The organism is Tatumella citrea (genome assembly GCF_002163585.1).
In the GTDB taxonomy this organism is placed as follows: domain Bacteria; phylum Pseudomonadota; class Gammaproteobacteria; order Enterobacterales; family Enterobacteriaceae; genus Tatumella; species Tatumella citrea.
Map to the genome: position 1 here is coordinate 1 of NZ_CP015579.1, position 25678 is coordinate 25678.

Annotated in this window: 27 protein-coding genes; 17 read left to right on the plus strand and 10 right to left on the minus strand. The window is 48.5% G+C overall.

What is annotated here, in order from left to right:
* The 11 genes from dnaA to A7K98_RS00055 all read left to right on the plus strand — a co-directional run bounded on the left by dnaA (nucleotide 1) and on the right by A7K98_RS00055 (nucleotide 11778).
* A complete protein-coding gene (dnaA, locus tag A7K98_RS00005) occupies nucleotides 1-1413 on the plus strand; it encodes a chromosomal replication initiator protein DnaA (RefSeq protein ID WP_087486731.1) in 1413 nt (470 codons plus the stop codon).
* 4 nt (nucleotides 1414-1417) lie between these two features.
* Complete coding sequence (gene dnaN, locus A7K98_RS00010) at nucleotides 1418-2518, plus strand: DNA polymerase III subunit beta (protein ID WP_087486732.1); 1101 nt, start codon at nucleotides 1418-1420, stop codon at nucleotides 2516-2518.
* Nucleotides 2519-2610: 92 nt separating this feature from the next.
* The gene (recF, locus tag A7K98_RS00015) at nucleotides 2611-3696 is read left to right on the plus strand and encodes a DNA replication/repair protein RecF (RefSeq protein WP_087486733.1); all 1086 of its coding nucleotides are present in this window, start codon (nucleotides 2611-2613) and stop codon (nucleotides 3694-3696) included.
* 18 nt (nucleotides 3697-3714) lie between these two features.
* Entirely contained in the window at nucleotides 3715-6123 is a 2409-nt protein-coding gene (gyrB, locus tag A7K98_RS00020; RefSeq protein WP_087486734.1) for a DNA topoisomerase (ATP-hydrolyzing) subunit B, read from the plus strand.
* Between the two features lie 162 nt (nucleotides 6124-6285).
* Complete coding sequence (locus A7K98_RS00025; RefSeq protein WP_087486735.1) at nucleotides 6286-7389, plus strand: NAD(P)/FAD-dependent oxidoreductase; 1104 nt, start codon at nucleotides 6286-6288, stop codon at nucleotides 7387-7389.
* A 21-nt stretch (nucleotides 7390-7410) separates the two neighbouring features.
* Complete coding sequence (locus A7K98_RS00030) at nucleotides 7411-8202, plus strand: transporter substrate-binding domain-containing protein (protein ID WP_087486736.1); 792 nt, start codon at nucleotides 7411-7413, stop codon at nucleotides 8200-8202.
* A gap of 135 nt (nucleotides 8203-8337) precedes the next feature.
* Nucleotides 8338-9153 carry a sugar-phosphatase gene (gene yidA / locus A7K98_RS00035; RefSeq protein WP_087486737.1) on the plus strand — a complete coding sequence of 272 codons (816 nt, stop codon included), beginning with the start codon at nucleotides 8338-8340 and terminating at the stop codon, nucleotides 9151-9153.
* Nucleotides 9154-9475: 322 nt separating this feature from the next.
* On the plus strand, nucleotides 9476-9688 hold the full coding sequence (locus tag A7K98_RS00040; RefSeq protein ID WP_087486738.1) for a YdgH/BhsA/McbA-like domain containing protein: 213 nt from the start codon (nucleotides 9476-9478) through the stop codon (nucleotides 9686-9688).
* A gap of 141 nt (nucleotides 9689-9829) precedes the next feature.
* A complete protein-coding gene (locus tag A7K98_RS00045; protein ID WP_087486739.1) occupies nucleotides 9830-10042 on the plus strand; it encodes a YdgH/BhsA/McbA-like domain containing protein in 213 nt (70 codons plus the stop codon).
* A 140-nt stretch (nucleotides 10043-10182) separates the two neighbouring features.
* The gene (locus A7K98_RS00050) at nucleotides 10183-10392 is read left to right on the plus strand and encodes a YdgH/BhsA/McbA-like domain containing protein (RefSeq protein ID WP_087486740.1); all 210 of its coding nucleotides are present in this window, start codon (nucleotides 10183-10185) and stop codon (nucleotides 10390-10392) included.
* A 132-nt stretch (nucleotides 10393-10524) separates the two neighbouring features.
* Entirely contained in the window at nucleotides 10525-11778 is a 1254-nt protein-coding gene (locus A7K98_RS00055; protein ID WP_087486741.1) for a DUF3748 domain-containing protein, read from the plus strand.
* Here the strand turns inward: A7K98_RS00055 and A7K98_RS00060 are convergent.
* Nucleotides 11759-12127, minus strand: coding sequence for a YceK/YidQ family lipoprotein (locus A7K98_RS00060; protein WP_407703095.1), 369 nt, complete (start codon nucleotides 12125-12127; stop codon nucleotides 11759-11761). The two genes, A7K98_RS00055 and A7K98_RS00060, sit on opposite strands and share 20 nt — an antisense overlap.
* Before the next feature lie 262 nt (nucleotides 12128-12389).
* Here A7K98_RS00060 and ibpA point away from each other — a divergent pair, with 262 nt between their 5' ends.
* Nucleotides 12390-12815, plus strand: coding sequence for a small heat shock chaperone IbpA (ibpA, locus tag A7K98_RS00065; RefSeq protein WP_087486742.1), 426 nt, complete (start codon nucleotides 12390-12392; stop codon nucleotides 12813-12815).
* Nucleotides 12816-12869: 54 nt separating this feature from the next.
* Here the strand turns inward: ibpA and A7K98_RS00070 are convergent, their stop codons facing one another.
* The 5 genes from A7K98_RS00070 to A7K98_RS00090 all read right to left on the minus strand — a co-directional run bounded on the left by A7K98_RS00070 (nucleotide 12870) and on the right by A7K98_RS00090 (nucleotide 18131).
* Nucleotides 12870-13787, minus strand: coding sequence for an EamA family transporter (locus A7K98_RS00070; RefSeq protein ID WP_087486743.1), 918 nt, complete (start codon nucleotides 13785-13787; stop codon nucleotides 12870-12872).
* 30 nt (nucleotides 13788-13817) lie between these two features.
* Nucleotides 13818-15071: a valine--pyruvate transaminase gene (locus A7K98_RS00075; protein ID WP_087486744.1), complete on the minus strand. Its 1254-nt coding sequence runs from the start codon at nucleotides 15069-15071 to the stop codon at nucleotides 13818-13820.
* 94 nt (nucleotides 15072-15165) lie between these two features.
* Nucleotides 15166-16143, minus strand: a complete 978-nt coding sequence (gene ghrB, locus A7K98_RS00080) for a glyoxylate/hydroxypyruvate reductase GhrB (protein ID WP_087486745.1) — start codon at nucleotides 16141-16143, stop codon at nucleotides 15166-15168.
* Nucleotides 16144-16400: 257 nt separating this feature from the next.
* Nucleotides 16401-17444 carry a LacI family DNA-binding transcriptional regulator gene (locus tag A7K98_RS00085; protein WP_087486746.1) on the minus strand — a complete coding sequence of 348 codons (1044 nt, stop codon included), beginning with the start codon at nucleotides 17442-17444 and terminating at the stop codon, nucleotides 16401-16403.
* Between the two features lie 114 nt (nucleotides 17445-17558).
* The gene (locus A7K98_RS00090) at nucleotides 17559-18131 is read right to left on the minus strand and encodes a DNA-3-methyladenine glycosylase I (RefSeq protein WP_087490305.1); all 573 of its coding nucleotides are present in this window, start codon (nucleotides 18129-18131) and stop codon (nucleotides 17559-17561) included.
* Nucleotides 18132-18315: 184 nt separating this feature from the next.
* Here A7K98_RS00090 and dnaT point away from each other — a divergent pair, with 184 nt between their 5' ends.
* Nucleotides 18316-18861 (plus strand): primosomal protein DnaT, encoded by a 546-nt coding sequence (gene dnaT, locus A7K98_RS00095; RefSeq protein WP_087486747.1) that lies wholly within the window; start codon nucleotides 18316-18318, stop codon nucleotides 18859-18861.
* Nucleotides 18861-19601, plus strand: a complete 741-nt coding sequence (gene dnaC, locus A7K98_RS00100) for a DNA replication protein DnaC (protein WP_087486748.1) — start codon at nucleotides 18861-18863, stop codon at nucleotides 19599-19601. Before dnaT ends, dnaC begins: the two co-directional genes overlap by 1 nt.
* A 16-nt stretch (nucleotides 19602-19617) precedes the next feature.
* Here dnaC and A7K98_RS00105 read toward each other — a convergent pair whose 3' ends face one another.
* Nucleotides 19618-19959, minus strand: a complete 342-nt coding sequence (locus tag A7K98_RS00105; protein WP_407703096.1) for a PTS sugar transporter subunit IIA — start codon at nucleotides 19957-19959, stop codon at nucleotides 19618-19620.
* A gap of 286 nt (nucleotides 19960-20245) precedes the next feature.
* Between A7K98_RS00105 and pptA the strand changes: the two genes are divergently transcribed.
* From pptA to A7K98_RS00120, 3 genes are all read left to right on the plus strand, one after another.
* Entirely contained in the window at nucleotides 20246-20476 is a 231-nt protein-coding gene (gene pptA, locus A7K98_RS00110) for a tautomerase PptA (protein ID WP_087490306.1), read from the plus strand.
* A 143-nt stretch (nucleotides 20477-20619) separates the two neighbouring features.
* Complete coding sequence (gene ssuE, locus A7K98_RS00115) at nucleotides 20620-21177, plus strand: NADPH-dependent FMN reductase (protein WP_087486750.1); 558 nt, start codon at nucleotides 20620-20622, stop codon at nucleotides 21175-21177.
* Nucleotides 21178-21398: 221 nt separating this feature from the next.
* Nucleotides 21399-22061 carry an epoxyqueuosine reductase QueH gene (locus tag A7K98_RS00120; RefSeq protein WP_038016717.1) on the plus strand — a complete coding sequence of 221 codons (663 nt, stop codon included), beginning with the start codon at nucleotides 21399-21401 and terminating at the stop codon, nucleotides 22059-22061.
* Between the two features lie 62 nt (nucleotides 22062-22123).
* Here A7K98_RS00120 and hemB read toward each other — a convergent pair whose 3' ends face one another.
* From hemB to A7K98_RS00135, 3 genes are all read right to left on the minus strand, one after another.
* Entirely contained in the window at nucleotides 22124-23107 is a 984-nt protein-coding gene (gene hemB / locus A7K98_RS00125) for a porphobilinogen synthase (protein ID WP_087486751.1), read from the minus strand.
* A gap of 125 nt (nucleotides 23108-23232) precedes the next feature.
* Complete coding sequence (gene proP, locus A7K98_RS00130) at nucleotides 23233-24738, minus strand: glycine betaine/L-proline transporter ProP (protein ID WP_087486752.1); 1506 nt, start codon at nucleotides 24736-24738, stop codon at nucleotides 23233-23235.
* A gap of 353 nt (nucleotides 24739-25091) precedes the next feature.
* Nucleotides 25092-25646, minus strand: a complete 555-nt coding sequence (locus A7K98_RS00135) for a DcrB family lipoprotein (protein ID WP_087486753.1) — start codon at nucleotides 25644-25646, stop codon at nucleotides 25092-25094.
* Nucleotides 25647-25678 lie beyond the last annotated feature (32 nt).

The window sequence follows — 25678 nt, forward strand, 5'->3', positions numbered from 1 at the left end:
GTGTCACTAACGCTTTGGCAACAGTGCCTTACCCGTTTGCAGGATGAATTGCCTGCCACTGAATTCAGTATGTGGATCCGCCCGTTACAGGCTGAATTAAACGATAATACCCTGGCTCTGTACGCACCAAATCGCTTTGTACTCGACTGGGTGCGGGATAAATACATCAATAGTATTAATGGCTTGCTGAATGAGTTTTGCGGTGTGGATATCCCGCAACTCAGGTTTGAAGTTGGCGCGCGGCCTGCGGCGGCCCCGGCAGCCACACCAGCAGCAAGTGCGGTGGCCATGCCGCATATCTCACAACCTGTTCCTCCGGCCCGTCCGGCGGCCAGTAGTAACGAAGGGCGTCCAAGCTGGGACAGTGCTCCTGCGCCGGTAGATGTGGCTTACCGCTCGAATGTTAACAGCCGGCATAATTTTGATAATTTTGTCGAAGGTAAATCGAACCAGCTGGCCCGTGCAGCAGCCCGCCAGGTTGCTGACAATCCCGGTGGAGCTTATAACCCACTGTTTTTGTATGGCGGGACCGGGTTAGGCAAAACCCATCTGTTACATGCTGTCGGTAACGGTATTATTGCCAGAAAACCGAATGCACGGATTGTCTATATGCACTCCGAACGTTTTGTCCAGGATATGGTAAAAGCGCTGCAAAATAACGCGATTGAAGAGTTTAAGCGCTATTATCGTTCGGTGGATGCCTTGCTGATTGATGATATTCAGTTCTTTGCGAATAAAGAACGTTCTCAGGAAGAGTTTTTTCATACCTTTAATGCCTTGCTGGAAGGTAATCAGCAAATCATCCTGACTTCTGATCGTTACCCGAAAGAGATTAACGGGGTTGAGGATCGGTTGAAATCACGTTTTGGCTGGGGTCTGACCGTTGCTATCGAGCCCCCTGAACTGGAAACCCGTGTTGCCATTCTGATGAAAAAAGCGGATGAGAATAAAATTCGTCTGCCAGGTGAAGTAGCTTTCTTTATTGCCAAACGTCTGCGGTCTAACGTCCGTGAGCTGGAAGGGGCGCTGAATCGTGTGATTGCCAATGCCAATTTTACCGGGCGTGCGATTACTATCGATTTTGTCCGTGAAGCATTGCGCGATTTGCTGGCGCTGCAGGAAAAGCTGGTCACTATCGATAATATTCAGAAAACGGTCGCAGAATACTATAAAATTAAAGTCGCCGATTTACTGTCAAAACGTCGTTCGCGTTCAGTCGCACGACCAAGGCAGATGGCTATGGCAATGGCCAAAGAGTTGACCAACCATAGCCTGCCAGAGATCGGCGATGCTTTCGGTGGGCGTGACCACACTACGGTGTTACATGCCTGCCGCAAGATTGAGCAGTTGCGTGAAGAAAGTCACGATATAAAAGAAGATTTCTCCAATTTAATCAGAACATTATCTTCCTGACGCTATGAAATTTATTGTAGAAAGAGAGCAGTTGCTCAAACCATTGCAACAAGTGAGCGGCCCCCTGGGGGGACGTCCGACATTACCTATTCTTGGTAACCTGCTGCTGCAGGTCACCGATGGCGCGCTGTCCCTGACAGGGACCGATCTTGAAATGGAAATGGTTGCCCGTGTGGCTCTCAGCCAGCCGCATGAAGCAGGCGAAACCACAGTGCCGGCGCGTAAGTTCCTGGATATTTGCCGGGGGCTTCCTGAAGGCGCTGAGATTCATGTCATTCTTGAAAATGACAGAATGCTGGTGCGTTCCGGCCGTAGCCGTTTTTCACTATCGACGCTACCGGCAGGCGATTTTCCAAATCTTGATGACTGGCAGAGTGAAGTTGAATTTACCCTGCCACAGGCGACCCTGAAACGGCTGATTGAAGCGACTCAGTTTTCGATGGCCCATCAGGATGTCCGTTATTACCTTAACGGCATGTTATTTGAAACCGCTGGTGAAGAGCTGCGCACTGTTTCTACCGATGGCCACCGTCTGGCCGTCTGTTCAATGCCGATTGGCCAGTCATTACCTGACCATTCCGTGATTGTACCGCGTAAAGGCGTGGTAGAGCTGGTCCGGTTGCTGGATGGTGGCGATAATCCGTTACAGGTTCAGATTGGCAGCAGTAATATCCGTGCGCATGTGGGTGATTTTATTTTCACCTCTAAGCTGGTGGACGGACGCTTCCCGGACTATCGCCGGGTACTGCCAAAAAACCCGGACAAGACTCTGGAAGCAGGTTGTGATCTGCTACGTCAGGCGTTTGCCCGCGCGGCTATTCTGTCTAACGAAAAATTCAGAGGCGTCCGGTTATTTATTACCGAAAACCAGCTGCGTATCACGGCGAACAACCCTGAGCAGGAAGAAGCTGAAGAGATCCTGGATGTTAGTTACCAGGGCAGTGATCTGGAGATCGGTTTTAATGTCAGCTATGTGCTGGACGTACTTAACGCCCTGAAATGTGAAAATGTCAGGCTGTTGCTGACAGATTCTGTATCCAGTGTGCAAATTGAAGATGTTGCCAGTCAGCACGCAGCTTATGTTGTGATGCCAATGCGACTGTAGCCTGCAATTCTGATGTTCAGTCTGTCTGCAGCCAACACAGTTACAGGCAGACTGCTCCCCTGAATGAGTTTGCCTCTCCTCCGGACTGACCTATGGCCCTGACCCGCCTGATTATTAAAGATTTTCGTAATATTGCTCAGGCTGATTTAGCCCTGTCAGAGGGAGTGAATTTTCTGATTGGTCCTAATGGCAGTGGTAAAACCAGTGTACTGGAGGCCGTGTATACGCTGGGGCATGGCCGGGCATTTCGCAGTATTCAGACAGGGCGCGTGATCCGCCACGATCAGCCTGCATTTGTGCTGCATGGCAGGATCGAAGATGCTCACCAGCAGCACAGTATTGGTTTAAGTAAAGACCGTGCCGGTGACAGTAAAGTCCGTATCGATGGCAGTGACGGCCATAAAGTGGCTGAACTGGCCCAGTTGTTGCCTATGCAGCTTATTACCCCGGAAGGTTTCACACTGCTTACCGGTGGGCCGAAATTCCGTCGGGCTTATATCGACTGGGGCTGTTTTCATAATTACCCCGGATTTTTTAGCGCCTGGAGTGATTTACGCCGGTTGATGAAGCAGCGAAATGCTGCCTTACGTCAGGTCACGAGCTACCGACAATTGCGACCCTGGGACCAGGAACTGGCCCCACTGGCTCAGCAAATCAGCGAGTGGCGGCAGGCCTACAGTGATGAAATCACCCGCGAGATTAAAGCAACCTGCCAGCAATTTCTGCCGGAATATGATCTGAGCTTCTCATTTCTGAGAGGGTGGGATAAAGAGAGTGATTATGCTGAGTTGCTGGAGCGTGGTTTTGAGCGTGACAGAGCGTTAACCTATACCGCCAGCGGCCCTCATAAATCTGATTTTCGTATCCGGGCTGCCGGTACCCCTGTAGAAGATTTGCTGTCCCGTGGGCAGCTAAAATTATTAATGTGTGCCCTGCGCCTGGCGCAGGGAGAGTACCTGACACGTCAAAGCGGACGACGTTGTATTTACCTGATCGATGATTTTGCCTCTGAGCTGGATGACGAACGTCGCCATATCCTGGCCAACCGCCTGAAAGCGACCCGGGCACAGGTTTTTGTCAGCGCCATAAGTGTTGATCACGTAATCGACATGAATGATGAAAAGGGCAAGATGTTCAGCGTAGAAAAAGGTAAAATAGCAGTTCAACCTGAAGATTAAAATGAGCGAGAAACGTTGATGTCGAATTCTTATGACTCCTCAAGTATCAAAGTTCTGAAAGGACTTGATGCGGTACGCAAACGCCCTGGTATGTACATCGGTGATACGGATGACGGCACAGGGTTGCATCACATGGTATTCGAGGTTGTGGACAACGCCATCGACGAAGCACTCGCGGGCTACTGTAAAGAAATTATTGTTACCATTCATGCAGATAACTCTGTTTCTGTTCAGGATGATGGCCGTGGTATTCCTACCGGCATTCACCCTGAGGAAGGTGTTTCTGCTGCCGAAGTTATCATGACGGTACTGCATGCCGGCGGTAAGTTTGATGATAACTCGTATAAAGTGTCAGGCGGCCTGCATGGTGTCGGTGTTTCGGTGGTGAATGCCTTATCCGAAAAACTGGAACTGACGATTCGTCGTGATGGTAAAGTCCATCAGCAAACCTATCTGCACGGCGTACCAAGTGCACCACTGAATGTGGTAGGCGAAACTGATTCTACCGGGACTTCAGTTCGTTTCTGGGCCAGCCATCAGACGTTTACCAATGTCACTGACTTTGAGTATGACATCCTGGCGAAGCGCCTGCGTGAACTGTCGTTCCTGAATTCAGGGGTCTCTATCCGGCTGATCGACAAGCGTTCAGACAAGAGTGATCATTATCACTATGAAGGCGGCATTAAAGCGTTCGTTGAATATCTGAATAAAAATAAAACTCCAATTCATCCGAACGTATTCTATTTCAGTACCGAAAAAGACGGTATTGGTGTGGAAGTCGCTTTGCAGTGGAACGACGGTTTCCAGGAAAATATTTACTGCTTTACCAACAATATCCCTCAGCGTGATGGCGGAACACACCTGGCCGGTTTCCGTGCCTCAATGACCCGTACTCTGAACGCCTACATGGATAAAGAAGGGTACAGCAAAAAAGCCAAAGTCAGTGCAACCGGTGATGATGCCCGTGAAGGACTGATTGCCGTGGTATCGGTCAAGGTTCCGGATCCCAAATTCTCGTCTCAGACCAAAGATAAACTGGTCTCTTCGGAAGTGAAATCTGCGGTTGAATCGCAGATGAACGAATTACTGGCAGAGTACCTGCTGGAGAATCCGTCTGATGCGAAAATTGTGGTCGGTAAAATTATTGATGCGGCTCGTGCCCGTGAAGCGGCCCGTCGCGCCCGTGAAATGACCCGCCGTAAAGGTGCACTGGATCTGGCTGGCTTGCCGGGCAAACTGGCCGATTGCCAGGAACGTGATCCTGCATTCTCCGAAGTTTACCTGGTGGAAGGGGACTCTGCTGGCGGATCAGCCAAGCAGGGGCGTAACCGTAAAAACCAGGCAATTTTGCCGCTTAAAGGTAAGATTCTGAACGTCGAAAAAGCGCGTTTCGACAAAATGCTTTCTTCCCAGGAAGTGGCAACACTGATCACGGCGCTGGGTTGTGGTATTGGTCGCGATGAATACAATCCGGATAAATTGCGTTACCACAGCATTATTATCATGACGGATGCGGACGTCGATGGTTCACACATCCGTACGCTGCTGCTGACCTTCTTCTATCGTCAGATGCCGGAAATTATTGAGCGTGGTCATGTGTTTATTGCTCAGCCGCCACTGTATAAAGTGAAGAAAGGCAAACAGGAACAGTACATTAAAGATGATGATGCGATGGATCAATACCAGATAGCGATTGCGCTGGATGGTGCGACCCTGCATACCAATGCCAGTGCTCCGGCACTGAGTGGTGCTTCGCTTGAAGAGCTGGTGGCTATGTTTAATAACACCGAAAAAATGATCAAGCGGTTGTCCCGTCGTTATCCTGCAATGCTGCTGAAAAGGCTGGTCTACCGTCCGACCCTGAGCGATCTTAGCAGTCAGGCTACAGTCCAACAGTGGCTGGACGAGCTGGTGAGTGATTTGACCGAACGTGAAGTGCATGGCAGTAGCTACTCCGGCTTCGTGCGGGAAAATCGGGAACACCAGCGTTTTGAGCCAGTACTGCGGATCAAAACTCATGGGGTTGATACTGATTACCCTCTGGATTCTGAATTTATTGAGGGGCCTGAATACCAGAAAATCAACGCATTGGGTGAGAAATTACGCGGCCTGATTGAAGATGATGCATTTATCGAACGTGGTGAGCGTCGTCAGCCGGTGGCCAGTTTTGAACAGGCGGTTGAATGGCTGGTGAAAGAATCCCGCCGTGGTCTGTCGGTTCAGCGCTACAAAGGATTAGGCGAGATGAACCCTGAACAGTTGTGGGAAACCACAATGGATCCGGATAGCCGCCGTATGTTGCGGGTTACCATTAAAGATGCGATTGCAGCCGATCAGTTGTTCACCACCCTGATGGGAGATGCGGTTGAACCACGCCGGGCCTTTATTGAAGAAAATGCCCTGAAAGCAGCCAATATCGATATTTAATCAGTCCTGCTTCGGAATCCGACCCTCTTTGGTGACAAAGAGGGTTTTTTTTGCTCTGAATCCCGTACTTTACTGTCATTTCGTCAGCCGCCATTAATAAATCCTATTTCATATCTTTGTGGTCAGGGGCAATACTCATTTCATCAAACCACGGAGGTATGGATGAAAGTTGCAGTTATTGGTGGTGGGGTTATTGGAGTTTCCTGTGCTCACCAGCTGGTAAAAGCCGGTGCTGAAGTCACCTTATTTACTGAAGAAATGTGGGCCTCAGAGGCTTCTGGTCGTTCCCTTTCCTGGCTCAATGCCTCGGGACCCTGGCCGGAAAGCTACTACCTGTTGCGTATGGCGGGGATTGCACGTTATCAGGAACTGTTTCATCGTCTTTCGCCGATCGACTGGCTTAAATTTTCCGGTGGGATATTCTGGTCCCGGCCGGAAGAGGTAGCTGAATGGCACCAGGCAGAAACTGATCATGGTTATCAGTCTGTATTGCTAAACGATCCTCAACAACTGGCTGCGATCGAAGCGCTGGCAAACCCGGAAGCGATTAATGGCACAGCATTGTTTAATCCCGGAGAGGGTTGGGTAAGTCTGCCTGAGCTTATTAACACACTGCTGGCAGAATTTATCGCGTTGGGCGGGAAAACAGTGCAACAGGCAGGAAAAGTACTGCCATCCGCTGATATTGAAGGGCGGATTTGCGGCGTCATTACCCCGGAAGACGGGCTGTTGCCTTTTGACCGTGTGTTAGTGGCTTGTGGTGCTGAAACTCCTGCTGTGGTTGGCTCGTTGGGATACTCACTGCCGGATGGCTCGGTATTATCTATGCTGGCTATTACCGAACCCGCTGATGCGCTGCCTGAAAAGGTATTCAATACTCCACGTGTTGCCTTACGGCCAAATCCGGGTCAGACACTGGCACTGGACCATAGCTGGTATGTTGACGATATCTGCCAGCAGCAAGACGGTAGTTTTACCCTCAGTCCGCAAATTCCCGATCGCCTGTTGGAAGAGGCTGACCGGATACTTTCCCTTGAGGCTCCTTTGAAAGTGGCCAGCTATAAAGCTGGGCGTAAACCCGTCCCCGCCGATGGTTTTCCTGTGCTTGGGGAGCTACCTGGCTTTCCGGGCTGCTTTATCGCGTTCACCCATTCAGGAGCCACTCTGGCGCTGATTATAGGTGAACTACTGGCAGGCGAGATGATGACTGATAAGCGGCATCCAATGCTGGCCGATTTTCGGCCAGAACGTTTCATCCGGCAATAATTTCAGGTCAGAGGGGGATTGATGAAAAAGTGGATATTGTTGATGCTTGCCGGCGGAATGTCCGGTTGCTATGCCGCAGAGGCTTTGCCTTCCTTAACCGTGGGTATCGATCCTACCTTTCCGCCATTTGAGTATATGGATGACTCAGGTCATCTGGCTGGTTTCGATGTGCAACTTGGCAAAGAAATTTGTCAAAGAATTCAACGCCATTGTACATTTATCTCACTACCGTTTGATTCACTGATCCCCGCTCTGCAAGCCCGAAAGTTTGACATTATTCTTTCATCACTATCGATTAATGATGAGCGCAGAAAATCCATCGATTTTTCCCTGCCATTGTTCAGTACTCCGGTATATCTGATTGCTGCGAAGAGTAGCCCGCTGGTGGCTGATGCTGCCAGCCTCAAAGGTCGTCGCGTAGGAGTACAGCAGGGGTCTGTTTTTGAAACCTATGCAGATAAGTACTGGCGCCCCCAGGGGGTGGATATCGTGACCTATCAGTCGCCTGATCAGATTTATACAGACCTGACGGCGGGCCGGCTGGATGCCAGTCTGGATGATGCAGTGTCAGCGACTTTTTCATTTCTGAAAAAACCTCAGGGCGCCAACTATGCTCTGAAAGGCAAAGAGGTGACTGATCTTGCGTTATTTGGCCAGGGGACCGGGATTGGTTTTCGGAAAGGCGATGATCTTAAGCTTCAACAACAGGTCAATCAGGCGATAACAGATATCTATTCCGATGGAAGTTTCTCAAAGCTGAGCCACCAGTGGTTCACGTTTAATGTTGCCGTCAGTCAGAATAAAGCCGGGTGATATCCACAGGAAAACAATAATCCAGTATGATCAGTCATATACTGTGATCTGCACAGAGTGTTGCCAGAGTAACACTGTCGGACTCAGTGTAAAAAGGATAGCATCGGATGATATTCGGTAAATCATGAGGATGTTATGGCAATTAAACTGATAGCACTTGATATGGATGGCACGTTACTGGATCCGGAACATAAAATTACACCGGCAGTAAAATCAGCAATTGCCCGGGCTCAGGCACAGGGGATTATTGTGGTACTGGCCTCCGGAAGACCCCATATTGGGATGAAACGTTACATTAGCGAGCTTGGGCTGGATACTCCTGGCCAGTATTGTATCAGTTACAATGGTGCACTGGTCCAGCGCGCTGATGATGGCAGTTGTGTGGCGGAAGTGACTCTTGGCCATGCGGATTACCTGAAATTCTGGCAACTATCCTGTGAGTATGGTGTTCACTTTCAGGCACTGGATAAAACTCACCTCTACACTCCCAATAAAGACATCAGCAAATATACGGTGCATGAAGTTTCTCTGACTGGGATTCCGTTGCGTTATCGCTCCCCTGAGGAGATGGATACCAGCCTGCGCTTTCCAAAACTGATGATGATCGATGAGCCTGAATTACTGGATGCAGCAATCGCCCGTCTGTCACCTGAAATTATGCAGGATTATACAATTCTGAAAAGTGCCCCCTTCTATCTGGAGATTCTGAATAATCAGGTAAATAAAGGGGAGGGTGTCAGAAAACTGGCTGAACTTCTTGGTTTTACTGCGGATGAAGTGATGGCAATTGGTGATCATGAAAATGATCTGGCAATGATTGCCTATGCTGGCAGTGGTGTTGCTATGGGCAATGCTATTGACTCAGTAAAACAACAGGCCCGTTATCTGACAACGACTAATGCCGAGGATGGTGTTGCACGAGCCATCGAAAAATGGGCTCTTACTGCCTGAAACTGAAAACAGGCATCGCCGGATGCCTGTTTTATCTTTGTTCCCTTTCTCACATCCTCTCTGTCTGAATTTTATAAGTTCCCTCACTCCGTTTTCGTTCTGAGCTGGTGTTGTGTTGCTATGTTGTAGCAATAGCAATCCGTCGAATTGCCATAAAATACATTAATATTAATTAGTTAACAAAATCTGACTAATATTTACACGGTATTGTTACTCATGGTGACTGAGATCGCACTTTCTGTTAACACCCTAATAGTAACTATAGGTATCATTATTTCATCAAAACAAATGATACTTTTTAAACTTTATTGAGGAATTAACCATGAAAACCATGACTACTTTAATTGCTGCTGCTGCATTATCTGCCCTGTCTTTCGGTGCATTTGCTGAGTCTGTTTCCGCGACCGGTAGTACTCTGGACGGTGCTCAGGCACAGATTGCTGCCAAAGCTAAAGCAGCCGGTGCATCTTCATACACTATTACCAGTGCAACTGATAATAACCGTGTATATATGACCGCCGAACTGAATAAATAATTAATCTCTCCCCGGCGTATTATTTTCTGACCGGTAAATACTCTCAGAAAATAAAAATTAAGTTACCGTGATGAATAACGCTGGTGTGAAATCAGGGCAATATATGTCCTGTGTAATAAACCATAAAGAAGGAATTTGACCATGAAAACTATGACTACTTTAATTGCTGCTGCTGCATTATCTGCCCTGTCTTTCGGTGCATTTGCTGAGTCTGTTTCTGCGACCGATAGTACTCTGGACGGTGCTCAGGCACAGATTGCTGCCAAAGCTAAAGCAGCCGGTGCATCTTCATACACTATTACCAGTGCAACTGATAATAACCGTGTATATATGACCGCCGAACTGAATAAATAATTAATCTCTCCCCGGCGTATTATTTTCTGACCGGTAAATACTCTCAGAAAATAAAAATTAAGTTACCGTGATGAATAACGCTGGTGTGAAATCAGGACAATGTGTACCTGTGTAATAAACCATAAAGAAGGAATTTGACCATGAAAACTATGACTACTTTAATTGCTGCTGCATTATCTGCCCTGTCTTTCGGTGCATTTGCTGAGTCTGTTTCTGCGACCAGCAGTACTCTGGACGGTGCTCAGGCACAGATTGCTGCCAAAGCCAAAGCGGCCGGTGCATCTTCATATACTATTACCAGTACGATTAATAACAATCGTGTGTATATGTCCGCTGAGCTGAATAAATAATAAAACAGTGTGAGTAAGTCGCCGGAAAAGCTGCCTCAGGGCAGCTTTTCTTGTTTCTGACGATATCACACTGGCAGAACGCTACAGAATATTGCATATTCCTCAGCACCGGAACCGTAGTGGACGCGTGAAATGCAGGAAAAACAATTAACTTTCGACCCTCGCCATCATCAGCTGACAAACTTCCAGATCTGGACCCCGGACAGCCAGTGGCTGGTTTTTGATACCCGCCCTCCGGAGGCAACTTTTAACAGCCAGACGGTTGAACGTGTAAATGTTGATAACGGTCAGAATGAAGTTCTTTATCAGGCTTCACTGGATGCTTGTGTCGGAGTGATCAGTTGCAGCCCCGTACATCCTGAACGTTATGTCTGTATTCATGGGCCGGAGAATCCTGATGAGTCCTGGCATTATGATTTCCATCACCGCCGTGGCGTAATCATCGAAGAAGGCAATGCCGTCACTCTGGATGCCTGTGATATTACCCCGCCTTATACTCCGGGTGCATTGCGTGGTGGGACACATGTTCATATGTTTGATAGTAAAGGGGAGTTTCTCAGTTTTACTTACAATGATCATGTTATGCATGAGCGCTCATCTGCAGAGGATATGCGTAATGTTGGCGTTGCGGTACCACTGTATCCGGTTATTGTTAGCAGACAGCATCCACGGGAATATAATGGCAGCCATTTTTGCGTGCTGGTCAGCCAGACGACGGTGAATCCCCAACCCGGAAGTGATCAGATTAACCGGGCCTATGAGGAAGGATGGGTCGGTATGGCCGGTTACCAGAAAGCCAGTGGTGAATGGCAGCGCCGGGCGCTGGTGTTTATCGGAGATACACTCTCTGCCGATGGGCATAAGATCCCTGAAATTTTTATTGCCGATTTGCCTGAACACCCTGAGGACTATGCCTCTGCCGGTGATTTCCCGTTACAGGGGCTTGGGGATCGTTTGCCTTATCCACCTCAGGGGGTGGTTCAGAGAAGGCTTACTTACACGCAAGGGATTGCGTTACAACCTCGTCACTGGTTACGTACTTCACCTGACGGCAGCACCATTTCTTTTCTGATGGCTGATGAGCAGGGCATTATCCAGTTGTGGACGATTTCACCTTTAGGTGGAATGCCTAAACAGATAACCCGGCTGGCTGACAGTATTGCCTCGGTAGTCAACTGGCATCCGCAGGGCAGGATGGTGGCTTTTGTATGTGATAACAGTGTAATGACCTGTGATGTTCGTTCAGGTCAATGTCAGCGATTGACTTCCCGCACTGCACAGGCTCCCTGTGGCGATGCGGTAGTCTGGTCTCCCGACGGGCTGAAGATCGCTTATATGAGGGATATCAGCGGTTGGAGGCAGCTGTTTATGGTGACGGATTTTTAGCAGTAATAACCGGCGAGGACGGCATCATAGTATCTGTCTTTGCCAGGGTTTCGCTTTCTGTGACTCTGGCATGCAGTGAACTTCCTCCGGAATTGCTGTCTTTACGGAAATAATCCCAGGGTACCAGCAGAGTATCCATTACGGCAGAAAATGGGTAATCGACCGCCGCCAGCGTTTTAATCGGCCAGCGTGTATTCTGGTCTTCCAGTATTTCAGTATTTGCCCGGGTACCTGAATAGTACCCTTGTTCCGGGCCAGTATGTGACATCACACTGGAACAGCCAGTAGCAGAAAACGCACACCAGACAATCATACCTGCTGTCGGGATCCGGTTGGTTACTTTAATCATAGTCGTCCCTTTTTATCCTCTAAAACCGATTTTCAGACAGCTTTACTTGTTGCTGATATAAGTCAGATGACTGCGACGGTTCTTAGAGTGTAAGACAATTCTCATTAGTTACCCTAAAAAAACCTCGATTTGCTTGAAAAAAATGCGATCGCCCCCATTTTAAAAGTAACGTTGCAGTATATCGCCGTCAGGGATATCTGCACTTAGTGGCCTGTCCTGCAGGGAAGGCTATACATACTTGCTGAAATTCAGGAGTTTGATTATGCGTAACTTTGATCTTTCACCACTGTACCGTTCTGCTATCGGTTTTGACCGTTTATTTAACCTGCTGGAATCTAATCCTAATCAGGCGAACGGTGGCTACCCTCCTTATAATGTTGAACTGGTTGATGACACCCACTATCGGATTACAATCGCGGTGGCTGGCTTTTCACAGCAGGAACTGGATATTACTTTCCATGACAACATGCTGATGGTCAGGGGTTCTCATCCTGTTGAACAACCAGAGAAAAAATATCTCTACCAGGGAATTGCTGAACGTAATTTCGAACGTAAATTCCAACTGGCAGACCATATCGTTGTCCGCGATGCACGGCTGGAAAATGGGTTGTTGAGCATTGATCTTGAGCGTATTACTCCCGAAGAAGTAAAACCTCGTCGTATTGAAATCAGTGACTCTGCCCGCTAATGATTATGGCCAGATAATGATTTAAAGAACGCCGCAAAATTTGCGGCGTTTTTTTTATCTGCTGCCTGCGGTTGTGCTGCGTTGTCGCTGGCGGATTCTGCCGGCGAAGGTATTTACCAGCAGACCAGCGATAATCACCACAATTCCTGTCATCTGGGCTGGGCTCATTGTTTCATGCAATAAAATGGATGCACTGAGTATTCCTGCCACGGGCACCAGCAATGCCATAGGTGCGACCCGTGATGCTTCATAGCGACCCAACAATCCTCCCCACAAACCGTAACCGACAATAGTCGATAAAAATGAGAGGTAAATAACCGAAAATATTCCTGTGGTGGAGAAATTGATCAGGCTGGTCTTTATGGCCACGGCACCGTCAAACAACCAGCTAGAGAGCATAAAAGGCAACAAAGGAATAAAGGCGCTCCAGACAACCAGCGACATAGCAGGTACCGGATGGTGGCGCATAATGACTTTATTAGTAATATTTCCAAGACCCCAACAAAATGCGGCTGCCAGTGTCAGTAGTAAAGCGATGAGTGGCATGCCATGTCGGGTATCTCCTGCCAGGCTGTGTTCTGCAAGGAAAATCATTCCCAGCACCGAAATCAGCAGGCCAACAAAATTATACCAGCGCAGCGATTCTTTCAGAAAAACGGCGCCAAACAGCAAGGTGAAAAACACCTGAGCTTGCAGAATCAGTGATGCCAGGCCCGCAGGCATGCCGAGTTTTATCGACAGGAATAGAAAAGCAAACTGACCAAAACTGATTGTCAGTCCATAGGCCAGCAGCCATTTAAACGGAACTGCAGGCCTCGGAATAAACAGGCAGGCGGGAAATGCCACCAGGGCAAAGCGCAGTGTTGCAAGTAAGAAAGGGGGGATACCTTCCAGGCCGACTTTGATAATAACGAAATTTATACCCCAGATAATCACTACACATAATGCCAGTAACACATCTTTAAATCGCATAATTAAGCCTGTGGCCCGTAAAGGTTAATATTAATTTTCTGCAGAAAAAACCTGATCCAGTTCCTCTGCAAGGAGAATTATTGCCCGTTCTATCTCTTGATTATCAGGGACATAATTCATACGCATACACTGACGGGTATGTTGCCATTCACCGTCTAATCCCGGGAAGAAGAAATGGCCTGGTACCATCAATACGCCTCTTGCCTTTAGCCGTTGATAGAGTTCTTCTGTAGACACCGGCAGATTATGGAACCACAGCCAGAGAAAAATGGCTCCTTCCGGTTTATGGATCAGACAGCGCTCTTCGGGGATATAACGACGAATCAGGGCGATAGTTTCGGCCACTTTATTTTGATAATAGGGTCTGATGACCTGCTCTGATAGCCGGAGTAAATCTCCACGGCAAAGCATCTCATGAGCAATGGCCGGACCTACACTCCCCGGAGCCAGGCTGATGATACCGTTCATATTACCGAGTGCCCGGATGGTCTCTTCATTTGCGATGATAATTCCACAGCGAGCCCCGGGCAGTCCCAGCTTAGAGAGACTCATACACAGAATGATATTTGGGTTCCACAGTGCCCTGGCTTCGGTAAAAATGATGCCGGGAAACGGCAGCCCATAAGCATTATCAATCAGCAGTGGAATATTATGTTGCCGGGCGAGTTGATCCAGGCCAGTCAGTTCTTCATCGGTAATCACGTTGCCGGTTGGATTCGTCGGGCGCGAAACGCACATCAGACCAATATCATCCCCGACCACAAGATTTTCCATATCGACATGGTACTTGAACTGCCCTTCCGGCAGACGACTGATTGTCGGTCTGGCCGCGACGAACAGATCTTCTTCCAGCCCGGCATCGGCATAACCGAGGTATTCGGGGGTCAGGGGGAATAAGACTTTGCGTGTGGACCCGTCAGCCTGTTTACCGGCAAACAGATTAAACAGATAGAAAAAAGCACTCTGACTACCGTTGGTCAGGGCAATATTTTTAGCCGAAATATCCCAGCCCTGGCTTTCTTTCAGGGTTGTCGCAAGGCTCTCCAGCAGGACATCTTTACCACGCGGACCGTCATAGTTACAGAGTGCCTCTGTCAACACGCCACTCTGCTGCATTTCTGCAAGCAACTGCCAAAAATAGTCATCCATTTCAGGGATCTTCGCCGGGTTACCCCCGCCGAGCATGACTGTACCCGGGGTGCGTAAACCACGCCCCATATCTTCCATTAAACGGGAAATTCCTGTCTGACGGGTAAATTTGTTGCCGAACTGAGAAAAATGCATAGCAGGAGAAATTGGTTAATCGCAGGTGCTGTCACGATAGCGCCCGTCTAATACGGGCGCAATATTAATGATGTTTAATATGAAAATTAAAATATTATTGTTGCTTCACCGACTGCGGATTGACGCAATTTTTGTCCAGTTTCCCGGCCAGTGCGGCGATCAGGTTTTCTACCCCTTCTTGCTTCATTGCATAACGTGTCTGATGGGTTGCTGAACCGACATGCGGCAAAGTGACGACGTTGGGTAATGTCAGGAGTTCTGCGTCGGCAGGTATGGGTTCGTGTTCAAATACATCCAGGCCTGCGGCATAAATTTGCTTGTTTTTCAGTGCATCAGTCAGTGCTTGTTGGTCAACGACAGCACCGCGACCGGCATTAACCAACACCGCTCCGGGTTTCATTAATGCCAGTTGCCGCGCTCCAATCAACTGCCGTGTTTCATCAGAGAGAGGTAAAATAATGCAGACAAAGTCGCTTTTCTCCAGCAATTCGTCGAGACAGCAATACTGAGCCGAAAAACGCTGTTCTGCATCCGGATGATTTTTACGCGCGTTATACAGAATATCCATGCTGAAACCAAGATGTGCACGCTGTGCGACTGCCATGCCAATCCGTCCCATACCGATAATACCGAGCGTTTTATGATGCACATCGATACTGAATAATTCCGGTGTGATGCTTTTCTGCCATTGGCCAGCTTTGACCCAACTATCCAGCCAGGTAATGTGACGGGCACTGGCGAGGATCAGTGCAAAAATGGTATCGGCAACCGTTTCACTTAATATGGTGGTATGCATCAGAGCAATGTGCCGTGCATTCAGGGCATCAAGATCGAACAGATCGTACCCGGCCGTGAGAGTAGAGCAGACACGCAGTGCCGGCATTCTGTCCAGCAGTTGCTGATCCACTTTGGCACCAGAGCCCAGAAGCCCGACGGCCTGAGAAAAGGCAGTGGCGTGTTGTGTGACTGTGTTCTCGCTCAGGTCGCTAACTTCGGTTATCTGACAATGTTCCGACAGAAGGCTCAGCAATTCAGCAGGTAAAGATTTATACACGATAACCGGGGGTTTCATTCCGCCTCTCCTGGTTTTTCAGGTTGTGATTAATGAAAGCCCGAAAAACGGGCAGCAGCAGATATTCTGTGTTGCATAACAACAGATACCCTGAGGCCAGAGATTGAGCCACTTTTCTGCGGGAACAAATCGATAATCCCACAGCTGCCAGCAGGCAGCTGCGACAATATCCGAAAGGTTAATTTAACCTTTGTTTCGCTTTCATGGTATTACTCTTGCCTGCCGGATCGTCACATTTTATGACAGAGAAAATCGGGTCACTGGCCAGGCAGAGTGACCTGTAATGGCTGACTTGAACCGCGGATCACCAGTTCACCAGTAAAGAAGTGCTCAGTACGCTCTGAGTCTGTCTGTTTAATACGATTGATGACACTTTGCAGAGAGCGATAGCCTATCTGATGAGTTGGTTGCTTCAGTGTAGTAATTCCGGTGCCAACCAGTGATGACCAGTTCATCTCATCAAAACCTACCAACCCGACATCAGTACCGCAGACAATACCTTTTGCCTGTAGCTGTTTAACTACCTGCAATGTCAAAGAACCATTGGCAGTAATAATTGCACAGCGCTGGTGGCAATTCCTGCTCAAAAAGTCGTCCAGGCAACGGTTGAGTTCAGTTTCCTGATGCAGAGCAATTTCGGTATTCTCTCCCTGTACTTCAGGATAAGTGGCAACGGTCTGGCGGAAAGTCTGGAGACGTTCCCGACGGGTATTGACGCTACCCACAGGCTCACTGATAAACAGTAAGGCAGTAAAACCATTGTCCGCCAGATGGCGGGTTACTTTTTCGGAGGCTTCATGGTTATCGAGGCCAATAACATCGCAGTCAAAATCTTCAATTTTTCGGTCTATCAATGTCATTGGCAGACGGGATTGTTGAAGGCGGCTTAGTTCTGCTTCGTGCATACCGACAGCATTGACGATGATCCCTTCGACCTGATAGCTGCTGAGTAGCTGGATATAATACTGTTCCAGGGAAACTTCATTGTTGGTATTGCACATCAGCAGTGTAAAGCCATAATCCCTGCAGGCGGCCTCGATGCCGCACATTATTTCTACCGAATAAGCATTAGTAATATCAGCAATAATCAGTCCAATGAGCCGGGTCCGGCCTCGTTTCAGGCTGCGTGCCATTTGGCTTGGGCGATAATTAAGTGTAGCGATGGCCTGCTCTATTCGTGCTTTAAGCGCAGGTGACAGCACATGCAACTCACCATTCAGATAACGGGAAACACTGGTTTTTCCGGTACCTGCGGCTTTTGCGACATCACTGATAGTGGCTCTTGCTGGCCTGCTTGTCATTCCATTCCTTCTCCGGTTAAACCTGCAGAACGGCAGGTTTTTGCAGGGTAATTATGCCTGTCCGTCAGATGATATTCGACCCTGCAGAGGATAGTTGTATTTTTCTGCTGTTGTTTATGAGGTGACAGAAGTATTGTCCGGGTGGCAAAAACAGTTGGTCTGATGATCGTTAACCATCCCTGTTGCCTGCATAAATGCATAGCAAATAGTGGGGCCGATAAATTTAAATCCCCGCTTTTTGAGAGCTCCGGACATTTTTATCGCTGCAGGGCTGGTCACCGGTGCATCCCGATAACTGGCGTAGTGACTGACGACCGGCTGATTTTCAACAAATCCCCACAGGAAATCACTAAACGATTCACCGGCAGACTCCATTGCCAGCATTGCCTGCGCATTACTGATAATGGCATTAATTTTTCCACGATGCCGGATAATAGAAGAGTCCTGCAGCCGTTGCTCAATGTCCTCCTGAGTCATCTGTGCAATGAGTGACGGAGAGAACTGATGAAATAACCGGCGATAAGCTTCCCGTTTTCTGAGCACTGTAATCCACGATAATCCCGCCTGCTGGCCTTCAAGACATAACATCTCGAATAAGGCTTGCGGATCTTTTTGTGGAACGCCCCATTCATGGTCATGGTAGGCAAGGTACAGCGGATCGTCACTGACCCAGAGACAGCGTTGAATTGTCATTATCGCTCCCGAAAATGTTGCCAAAGTTCCCCTATTCTAGCCGGGCATGGCAAAAGGGGCAGGAATATTCACCGCATGTTTTTGCGATCCACGCCGACAAACTTGATACACTATAGTGAAGTGGTTTCGCGATATGAGGTTTACGCGGGACGGGAAATTTTATCAGTCAGGTTCTGTTATGCCGGTTAAACTTTTAGCTTCATCTGTCATCGGGCTGGACGAATTCAGCCAAAATCCACTCTCGGCACTGCAAAGTGCAGGGCAGGGTACTCTTGCGGTATTTCATCAGAATGCCCCGGTGATGTATGCGTTGACGGCAGAACGGCTGGCAGAATTGCTGGCTGCGGAATCAGCTTTGCAGCGGCCAACGGATGTGGCGCTGGATGATCAGTTTTTTGATCAGCAGGAAGTTTCACCAGCCTCTTTGCGTATTCCTGCCGGAAAATTTCCTATGTTTGCCGGATGGCAGCCAGACCAGGATTTTTTGCGCCAGGCTGCAATATGGGGGATAGCGTTGGGCGAACCCGTCAGTGATGAAGAGTTAGCGTCTTTTGTGTCCTACTGGCAGGCAGAAGGCCGGACATTTCATCATATTCAGTGGCAACAGAAACTGGCCCGCTCTCTGCAGGCAGGCAGAGTGAATAAATATCCTCAGACTCGCCGCGATCATACTCAGGTGGCGGAACCTGACCGTCAGATCCCTAATGGTTTCAGGGGGGAATAATGAAAACTCCAGAAAGTCTGTTCAGCCGTTTACAAAGATTAATGCCCGCCGGAGTCAGACCTAAATTTACCAATGGTGAAGAGTTACTGGCCTGGAATCAGCAGCAGGGCCTGCTGCGCTCGGAGTCCATTGTCCGGGAAAACCGTGCTATGAAAATGCAACGCATCATGGGACGTTCCGGAATTCGTGAGCTGCACATTAACTGTTCATTTGACAATTACAGGGTAGAAAGCGAAGCGCAAGGTAAGGCTTTAACCCTGGCGCGGCAATACGCGGCAGAATTTGACAACAGCATTGCCAGTTTCGTCTTTTCCGGGCGGCCCGGTACCGGTAAAAATCATCTGGCGGCAGCTATCGGTAATGATTTAATTTTGCGTGGCAAAAGCGTGCTGATTGTTACGGTCGCTGACCTTATGTCGAATATGAAAGGCACCTTCAGTGGCGACAGTCAGCTGACTGAGGAAGGCCTGATTAACGATCTGAGTAGTGTGGATTTGTTGGTAATTGATGAGATCGGCATGCAGACTGAATCACGTTATGAGAAAGTGATTATTAATCAGATAGTCGATCGTCGTTCCTCATCTAAGCGCCCGACAGGCATGCTGTCGAATCTGAATCATGACGGGATGAACGCATTACTCGGCGAACGTGTAATGGACCGGATGCGGCTTGGCAATAGCATGTGGGTTCGTTTTGACTGGGAGAGTTATCGTGATCGGGTGCGTGGAGATGAATATTAATCTCAGTTGAATGCCATCACCCCGGAACAGATTGCTGTAGAAATTCCAGTGCAGTGTCGATAAACACCGGGAAAGTAGGGCAGTTTTTCAGCTGCAATGCTGCCCTGCTCTGCATCAGTTCCACAAAAATATCATAAATTCCCATCGTTGCCTGATATTCAGCCTTGCTGATAGCCAGTAAAAAAATCACATAAGCACGCTCTTCCCCCCAGGGAATGCCATCCGGGGCCAGTACGGTGTATACAACTGACTGTCGGGCCTGTAATCCCAGGGAATGAGGGAGAGCAATGCCTTCACCCAATAAAGTGCTGACAATCTGCTCACGTTGGTTCACCGATAAACAGAAATCTTCATCCACTATTTCCTCCTGCTGCAACTGAGCACATATCCGACGAAAAACCTCTTCGCGTGTTGCAGGGCACTGTGTAGCGGATGTTTTTCCTGTACAGAGCGGAAAAAACTTCGGTGAAGAGCAGCTTTTAAGGGAAAAAGTGTTGCTTAATAAAGAGTTAATCTACATATCCGCCAGCAGGAGAATGGTCTGTTTTATGATGTGGCAGGCTTCCCGGCAGATGATTCTGGTGTCATTATCTGAACAGACCTGCAATCAGGTGTTTTTTCATTTATTCAGACAGGAGCCGGCAATGCCGCATATCGAAATTAAAGCTTTCCCGAGAGAACTCACTGACGAGCAAGAGACGGCTCTGGCCAAAGCACTGACTGAAGTTCTTGAACAGCATATGCAGAGTAAAGAGTCTGCTGTCAGTATTGCGCTTAAATACATTCCTCAGACCGAGTGGAAATCCAGTGTATGGGATATCCAGATTGCCCCGGAGATGGATGAGCTGATCAAAAAACCTGGCTACAGCATGTAAAACCGTCTTTTGACTGCCGGGCCACGGTATATATCTGAATCCGGCAATAGCTTTGCCGGATATATTATTTTTCCTGTCTGTGTCGCTCTGTCATCATTCCCGCATAGTTTTTCTGAAAACAGCATACTGATAAGGGGACTGTCATGCGGGTAGTGACATTAGCCGGAAGTCCGCGCTTTCCTTCGCGCTCCACGGCATTACTGACTCTCAGCCAGAAAATTCTTGAGTCGCAGGGGGTGGAAGTGCTTCCCTGGAATATTCAGCATTTTGATCCGGATGATCTGATTCAGGCCCGGTTTGATGCGCCGGCCATCTCTCTGTTTAAAGAGGATCTTGCCAGCGCTCAGGGTCTGATCATTGCCACACCAGTGTATAAAGCGGCCTATTCGGGCGCATTGAAAACAGTTCTGGACCTATTGCCGGAGCGTGCCCTGGAAAATAAAGTGGTGCTGCCGGTCGTAACCGCAGGCAGTAACGCCCATATGCTGGCGATCGATTACGCACTGAAACCGGTGCTGAGCGCCCTGAAATCCCGTGATATTTTACATGGCGTGTTTGCTGATGATTCGCAGGTGATTCAAAGCGACAGAGAAGCAAAGATTGACCCGGTGATTCTCGACCGGCTGGATAATGAGCTTGATGCCTTCCTGAGTGCTCTCAACCGCTTGCATACTCCGATACTCTCCGGGCTGGTCGCCTGACCTGTAGCGGGCATCTGTTTACATCACTGAAGATTAACCGGATGCCCGTTAAACCCATTATCATCAGCTGTTTCCATTCTCTTTCCGCGAAATATAGCTTTTTTTGTGATTCCTCACTGGCGTATTGAAAAGAATCCGATAACAATATGCTGTACACTTTGCATCCGGGCTTTCGCCCCGCTGACACTATTTCGCTGTTGTTACGTTTTGGAAATCTGAGTATGTCTGACGCTATCGAAAGAAAACCACTGCCGCTGCCAGGTGGTCATAATAAAGTATTGTTGCATTCCTGCTGCGCACCCTGTTCCGGGGAAGTGATGGAAGCCATGCTGGCCTCGGGTATTGAATACACTATCTTTTTCTATAATCCGAATATCCATCCGCTGAAAGAATATGAGCTGCGGAAAGAGGAAAATATTCGTTTCGCCGAAAAGTTTGGTGTGCCTTTCGTTGATGCTGACTATGACCGGGATAACTGGTTTGAGCGGGCTAAAGGTATGGAGTGGTCACCGGAACGTGGTGAGCGTTGTACCATGTGTTTTGATATGCGCTTTGAACGTACTGCATTATATGCTCACGAACATGGTTTCCCTGTTATTACTTCTTCGCTGGGGATCTCCCGCTGGAAGGATATGAAACAGATCAATGGGTGTGGTGTACGTGCTGCGGCAAAGTATCCGGATATGCTCTACTGGGAATTCAACTGGCGTAAAGGCGGCGGTTCTGCGCGGATGATCGACATCAGCAAACGTGAACGCTTTTATCAGCAGGAGTACTGCGGTTGTATTTACTCACTGCGTGATACTAACCGTCACCGGGTAGCAACCGGACGGGAGCGTATCACCATCGGAGTCCAGTACTACGAGCCGGATCCAAATAAGTAAGCTTCCCTGAATGTATAAAGGCGTCTGTTAAGACGCCTTTTTTGTCTTGAACTGCTCCCGGATTAACGGGTCAGAATTTTCTTCTCTGCCAGGTCAAGTGCAAAGTAGCTCATGATGATGTCGGCTCCGGCGCGTTTGATAGCTCCCAGGCTTTCCAGCACTACGTTCTGTTCATCAATGGCCCCGGCCTGAGCAGCGAATTTAATCATCGCATATTCACCACTGACCTGGTAAGCCGCCAACGGCAGGTCGGTTCGTTCACGGATATCCCGTAATACATCCAGATAAGCCCCGGCAGGTTTTACCATTAACGCATCGGCACCCTCAGCTTCATCGATAAGAGACTCACGGATGGCTTCACGACGGTTCATTGGATTCATCTGATAGGTTTTACGGTCACCTTTCAGAGCTGTTCCGGCAGCTTCACGGAACGGGCCATAGAATGCCGACGCAAATTTGGTGGAATAGGACATGATGGCGGTATCGGTAAATCCGGCAGCATCCAGTGCCTGGCGAATGGCTTTAACCTGGCCATCCATCGCAGCCGAAGGGGCAATAAAATCAGCACCGGCATGAGCGGCCGCAACGGCCTGTTTGCCCAGATTAATCAGGGTCTGATCGTTATGCACGATGCCGTCACACATTACGCCACAGTGGCCGTGTGAGGTGTATTCGCAGAAACAGGTATCAGACATCACGATCATCTCAGGGACGGTCTCTTTACAGATGCGAGACATCCGTGAAACCAGACCATTTTCTGCCCAGCTGTCACTGCCGGTTTCGTCCAGATGATGAGAAATTCCGAAGGTCATGACAGAACGGATCCCTGCATTGGCAATACGTTCAATTTCATAGGCCAGCCGCTTTTCCGGAATCCGAACCACACCAGGCATTGCCGTGATAGGCTGGTAATCATCCAGACCCTCTTCGACAAAAATAGGCAGAACCAGATCATTCAGGCTCAGTGAGGTTTCTTTAAACAATTCACGGACAGATGCATTTTTACGCAGCCTTCTGGGACGCTGCACAAGAGAAAAATCGGACATGGTTTACCCGGTACTGATTAAAAAATGTAGAGACAGTTTACTCTTTTTAACCAGTGCAGACGATACAAGCTGTGCCAATTGTTACATATTCCCCCTCAGCGCCGGGAACGCTGAGGGGGTGAAAATTACTCGTTAATATCCGGATGTTGTTGAACCAGATTTTTACGTTTGGCTTCGAGGCGTGCGATTTCTTCGTCGATATTTTCGATTTTTTGTTCAATATTATCGTGATGTTCCTGCAACAATTCACGGGCTTCTTCCAGATCTGAAGCCGCAGGAGTCGCACCAATCAGAGGTTTATTCGCGGTCTCCTTCATAAAGATCCCGGTCAGTAAACCTATTACCGCAATCACCATCAGATAGTAAGCCGGCATAAACAGATTATTGGTAGCTTCTACCAGCCAGGCTGCCAGAGTGGGCGTCAGGCCGGCAATCAGAATCGAGATATTAAATGCACTGGCCAGCGCACTGTAACGGATATGTGTAGGGAACATTGCCGGCAGTGTTGAAGCCATCACCCCGGTAAATGCGTTAAGTATCACAGCCAGAATCAGCAGCCCGGCAAAGATTAAACCAATCTTATTACTGGTGATCAGCATAAAAGCCGGGATGGCGAAAATCAGCAGCAGGATACTGCCAATAATCACAAACGGGCGGCGACCAAATCGGTCACTGAGCATTCCCATAACCGGCTGAACAAACAGCATCCCAATCATAATGGCGATAATTATCAGTACACCATGATCCTCAGAGTAATGCAGATTATGCGTCAGATAACTGGGCATATAAGTCAGTAACATGTAATAGGTGACGTTGGTAGCAATGACCAACCCTACGCAGGAGAGCAGGCTTTTCCAGTGTTTTGTGGCAATTTCTTTAAATGAAACTTTTGGCCCGTCCTGCAAACCTTCCCGGTCACCCTGTTCCAGCTTCTCTACATGTTGCTGAAATGCCGGTGTCTCTTCCAGAGCGTTACGCAGGTAGAGCCCGACAATCCCCAGTGGTAATGCCAGGAAAAACGGCAGGCGCCAGCCCCAGGAAAGGAATTTTTCATCGCCAATAATGGCGGAAATTAGCACCACAATCCCGGCCCCAATCACAAAGCCAATGATCGAACCAAAATCGAGCCAACTGCCCATAAATCCGCGTTTACGGTCCGGTGAGTATTCTGCGACAAATATCGATGCTCCGGTATATTCACCACCGACCGAGAAGCCCTGCGCCATTTTTGCTATCAGCAGCAATATGGGTGCCCAGATACCAATGGATGCATAGGAGGGGATTAATCCGATACAAAAGGTACTGATCGACATAATCACAATCGTGACCGACAGTATTTTCTGTCGCCCGTATTTATCCCCGAGCATTCCAAAAAACAGCCCACCCATCGGGCGGATTAAGAAGGGGACTGAAAAAGTGGCGAGGGCTGCAATCATCTGGATACCAGGTGATGCCGACGGGAAAAAAACTTTACCCAGCGCAAAGGCGACAAACCCATACACCCCGAAATCAAACCATTCCATCGCGTTGCCAAGCGCTGCTGCTGTTATCGCTTTCCGCAACCGGGTATCATCAATAATAGTCACATCATCGAGCCCAATGGGTTTTATACGCTTCCTACGTAATTTCATATGCATACCTGTATTTAGTTCATAAGTAATCAGTATGATCTTCCGGTAAAAGGTATGTACAAATATTACCGGCGACACTAAGCATAGATGCTTTTTGTCAGATAAGACCAGTCTGAACGTGCATTAAATTAATCGGGCTATCGTCGTTATGAATGGCCAAGTATAACTATTTTCTATTACCAAAGTCATATCCGGCGAGATTAGGGGTGTCAGAGCAGTAGAATTTCGACAGATTATATGGCAGGTGGTACAGCTTGTTTACAACGGGTCAGGGAGTATGTGGGACACTGGAGCAGAGAAGGAAGCTAATCATACCCGCAACAGCCGCGGGTATGATTTTTCACATCAGGGAGTTACTTAACCGAGATGGTTTTGACAATATTTTCGGCAGTGGTCTGCGACTGTGCCTGATTATCGGCAGGTAAGGAAATCTGCAATGTGATGAGTTTGCCGTCAATTTTGGTCATGACCACGGTTGACCAGCTGGTCTGGCTTTTGGCTGAAATGACACTGTCCAGCTGTTGTGCCGGTTGTCCGTTCAGAGTGATAGCTTTATCAGACACAACCTGCAATTGCGGGTCACGGTTGCGTTGTTGTTGTTCCAGTCGCTGCGTCAGAACATCCAGCGCTTCGTTAGTGCTGTCTCCGGTAATCACAATGATCGCCTGCTGGCCGTTATTATTGGCATAAACATGCATATTATTGCCGGTAGTGCCTAATTTTCCGGTCTGATCGGTCATTCCGGTTGGCAGAGCGAAGCTGAGTTTTCCGTCAACCAGTGTGACGGTTTGTAAATCCTGCTGGCTTGCTGCGGCGTGCTGCCCTGCAGTATCTTCTTTTTTCTGATCACATGCTGCCAGTCCAATCACCAACAACCCGACGCTGAGGTATTTAACTAAATTTCTCATCTGAATTCCTTTTTATTGTCCACATTGGGGAT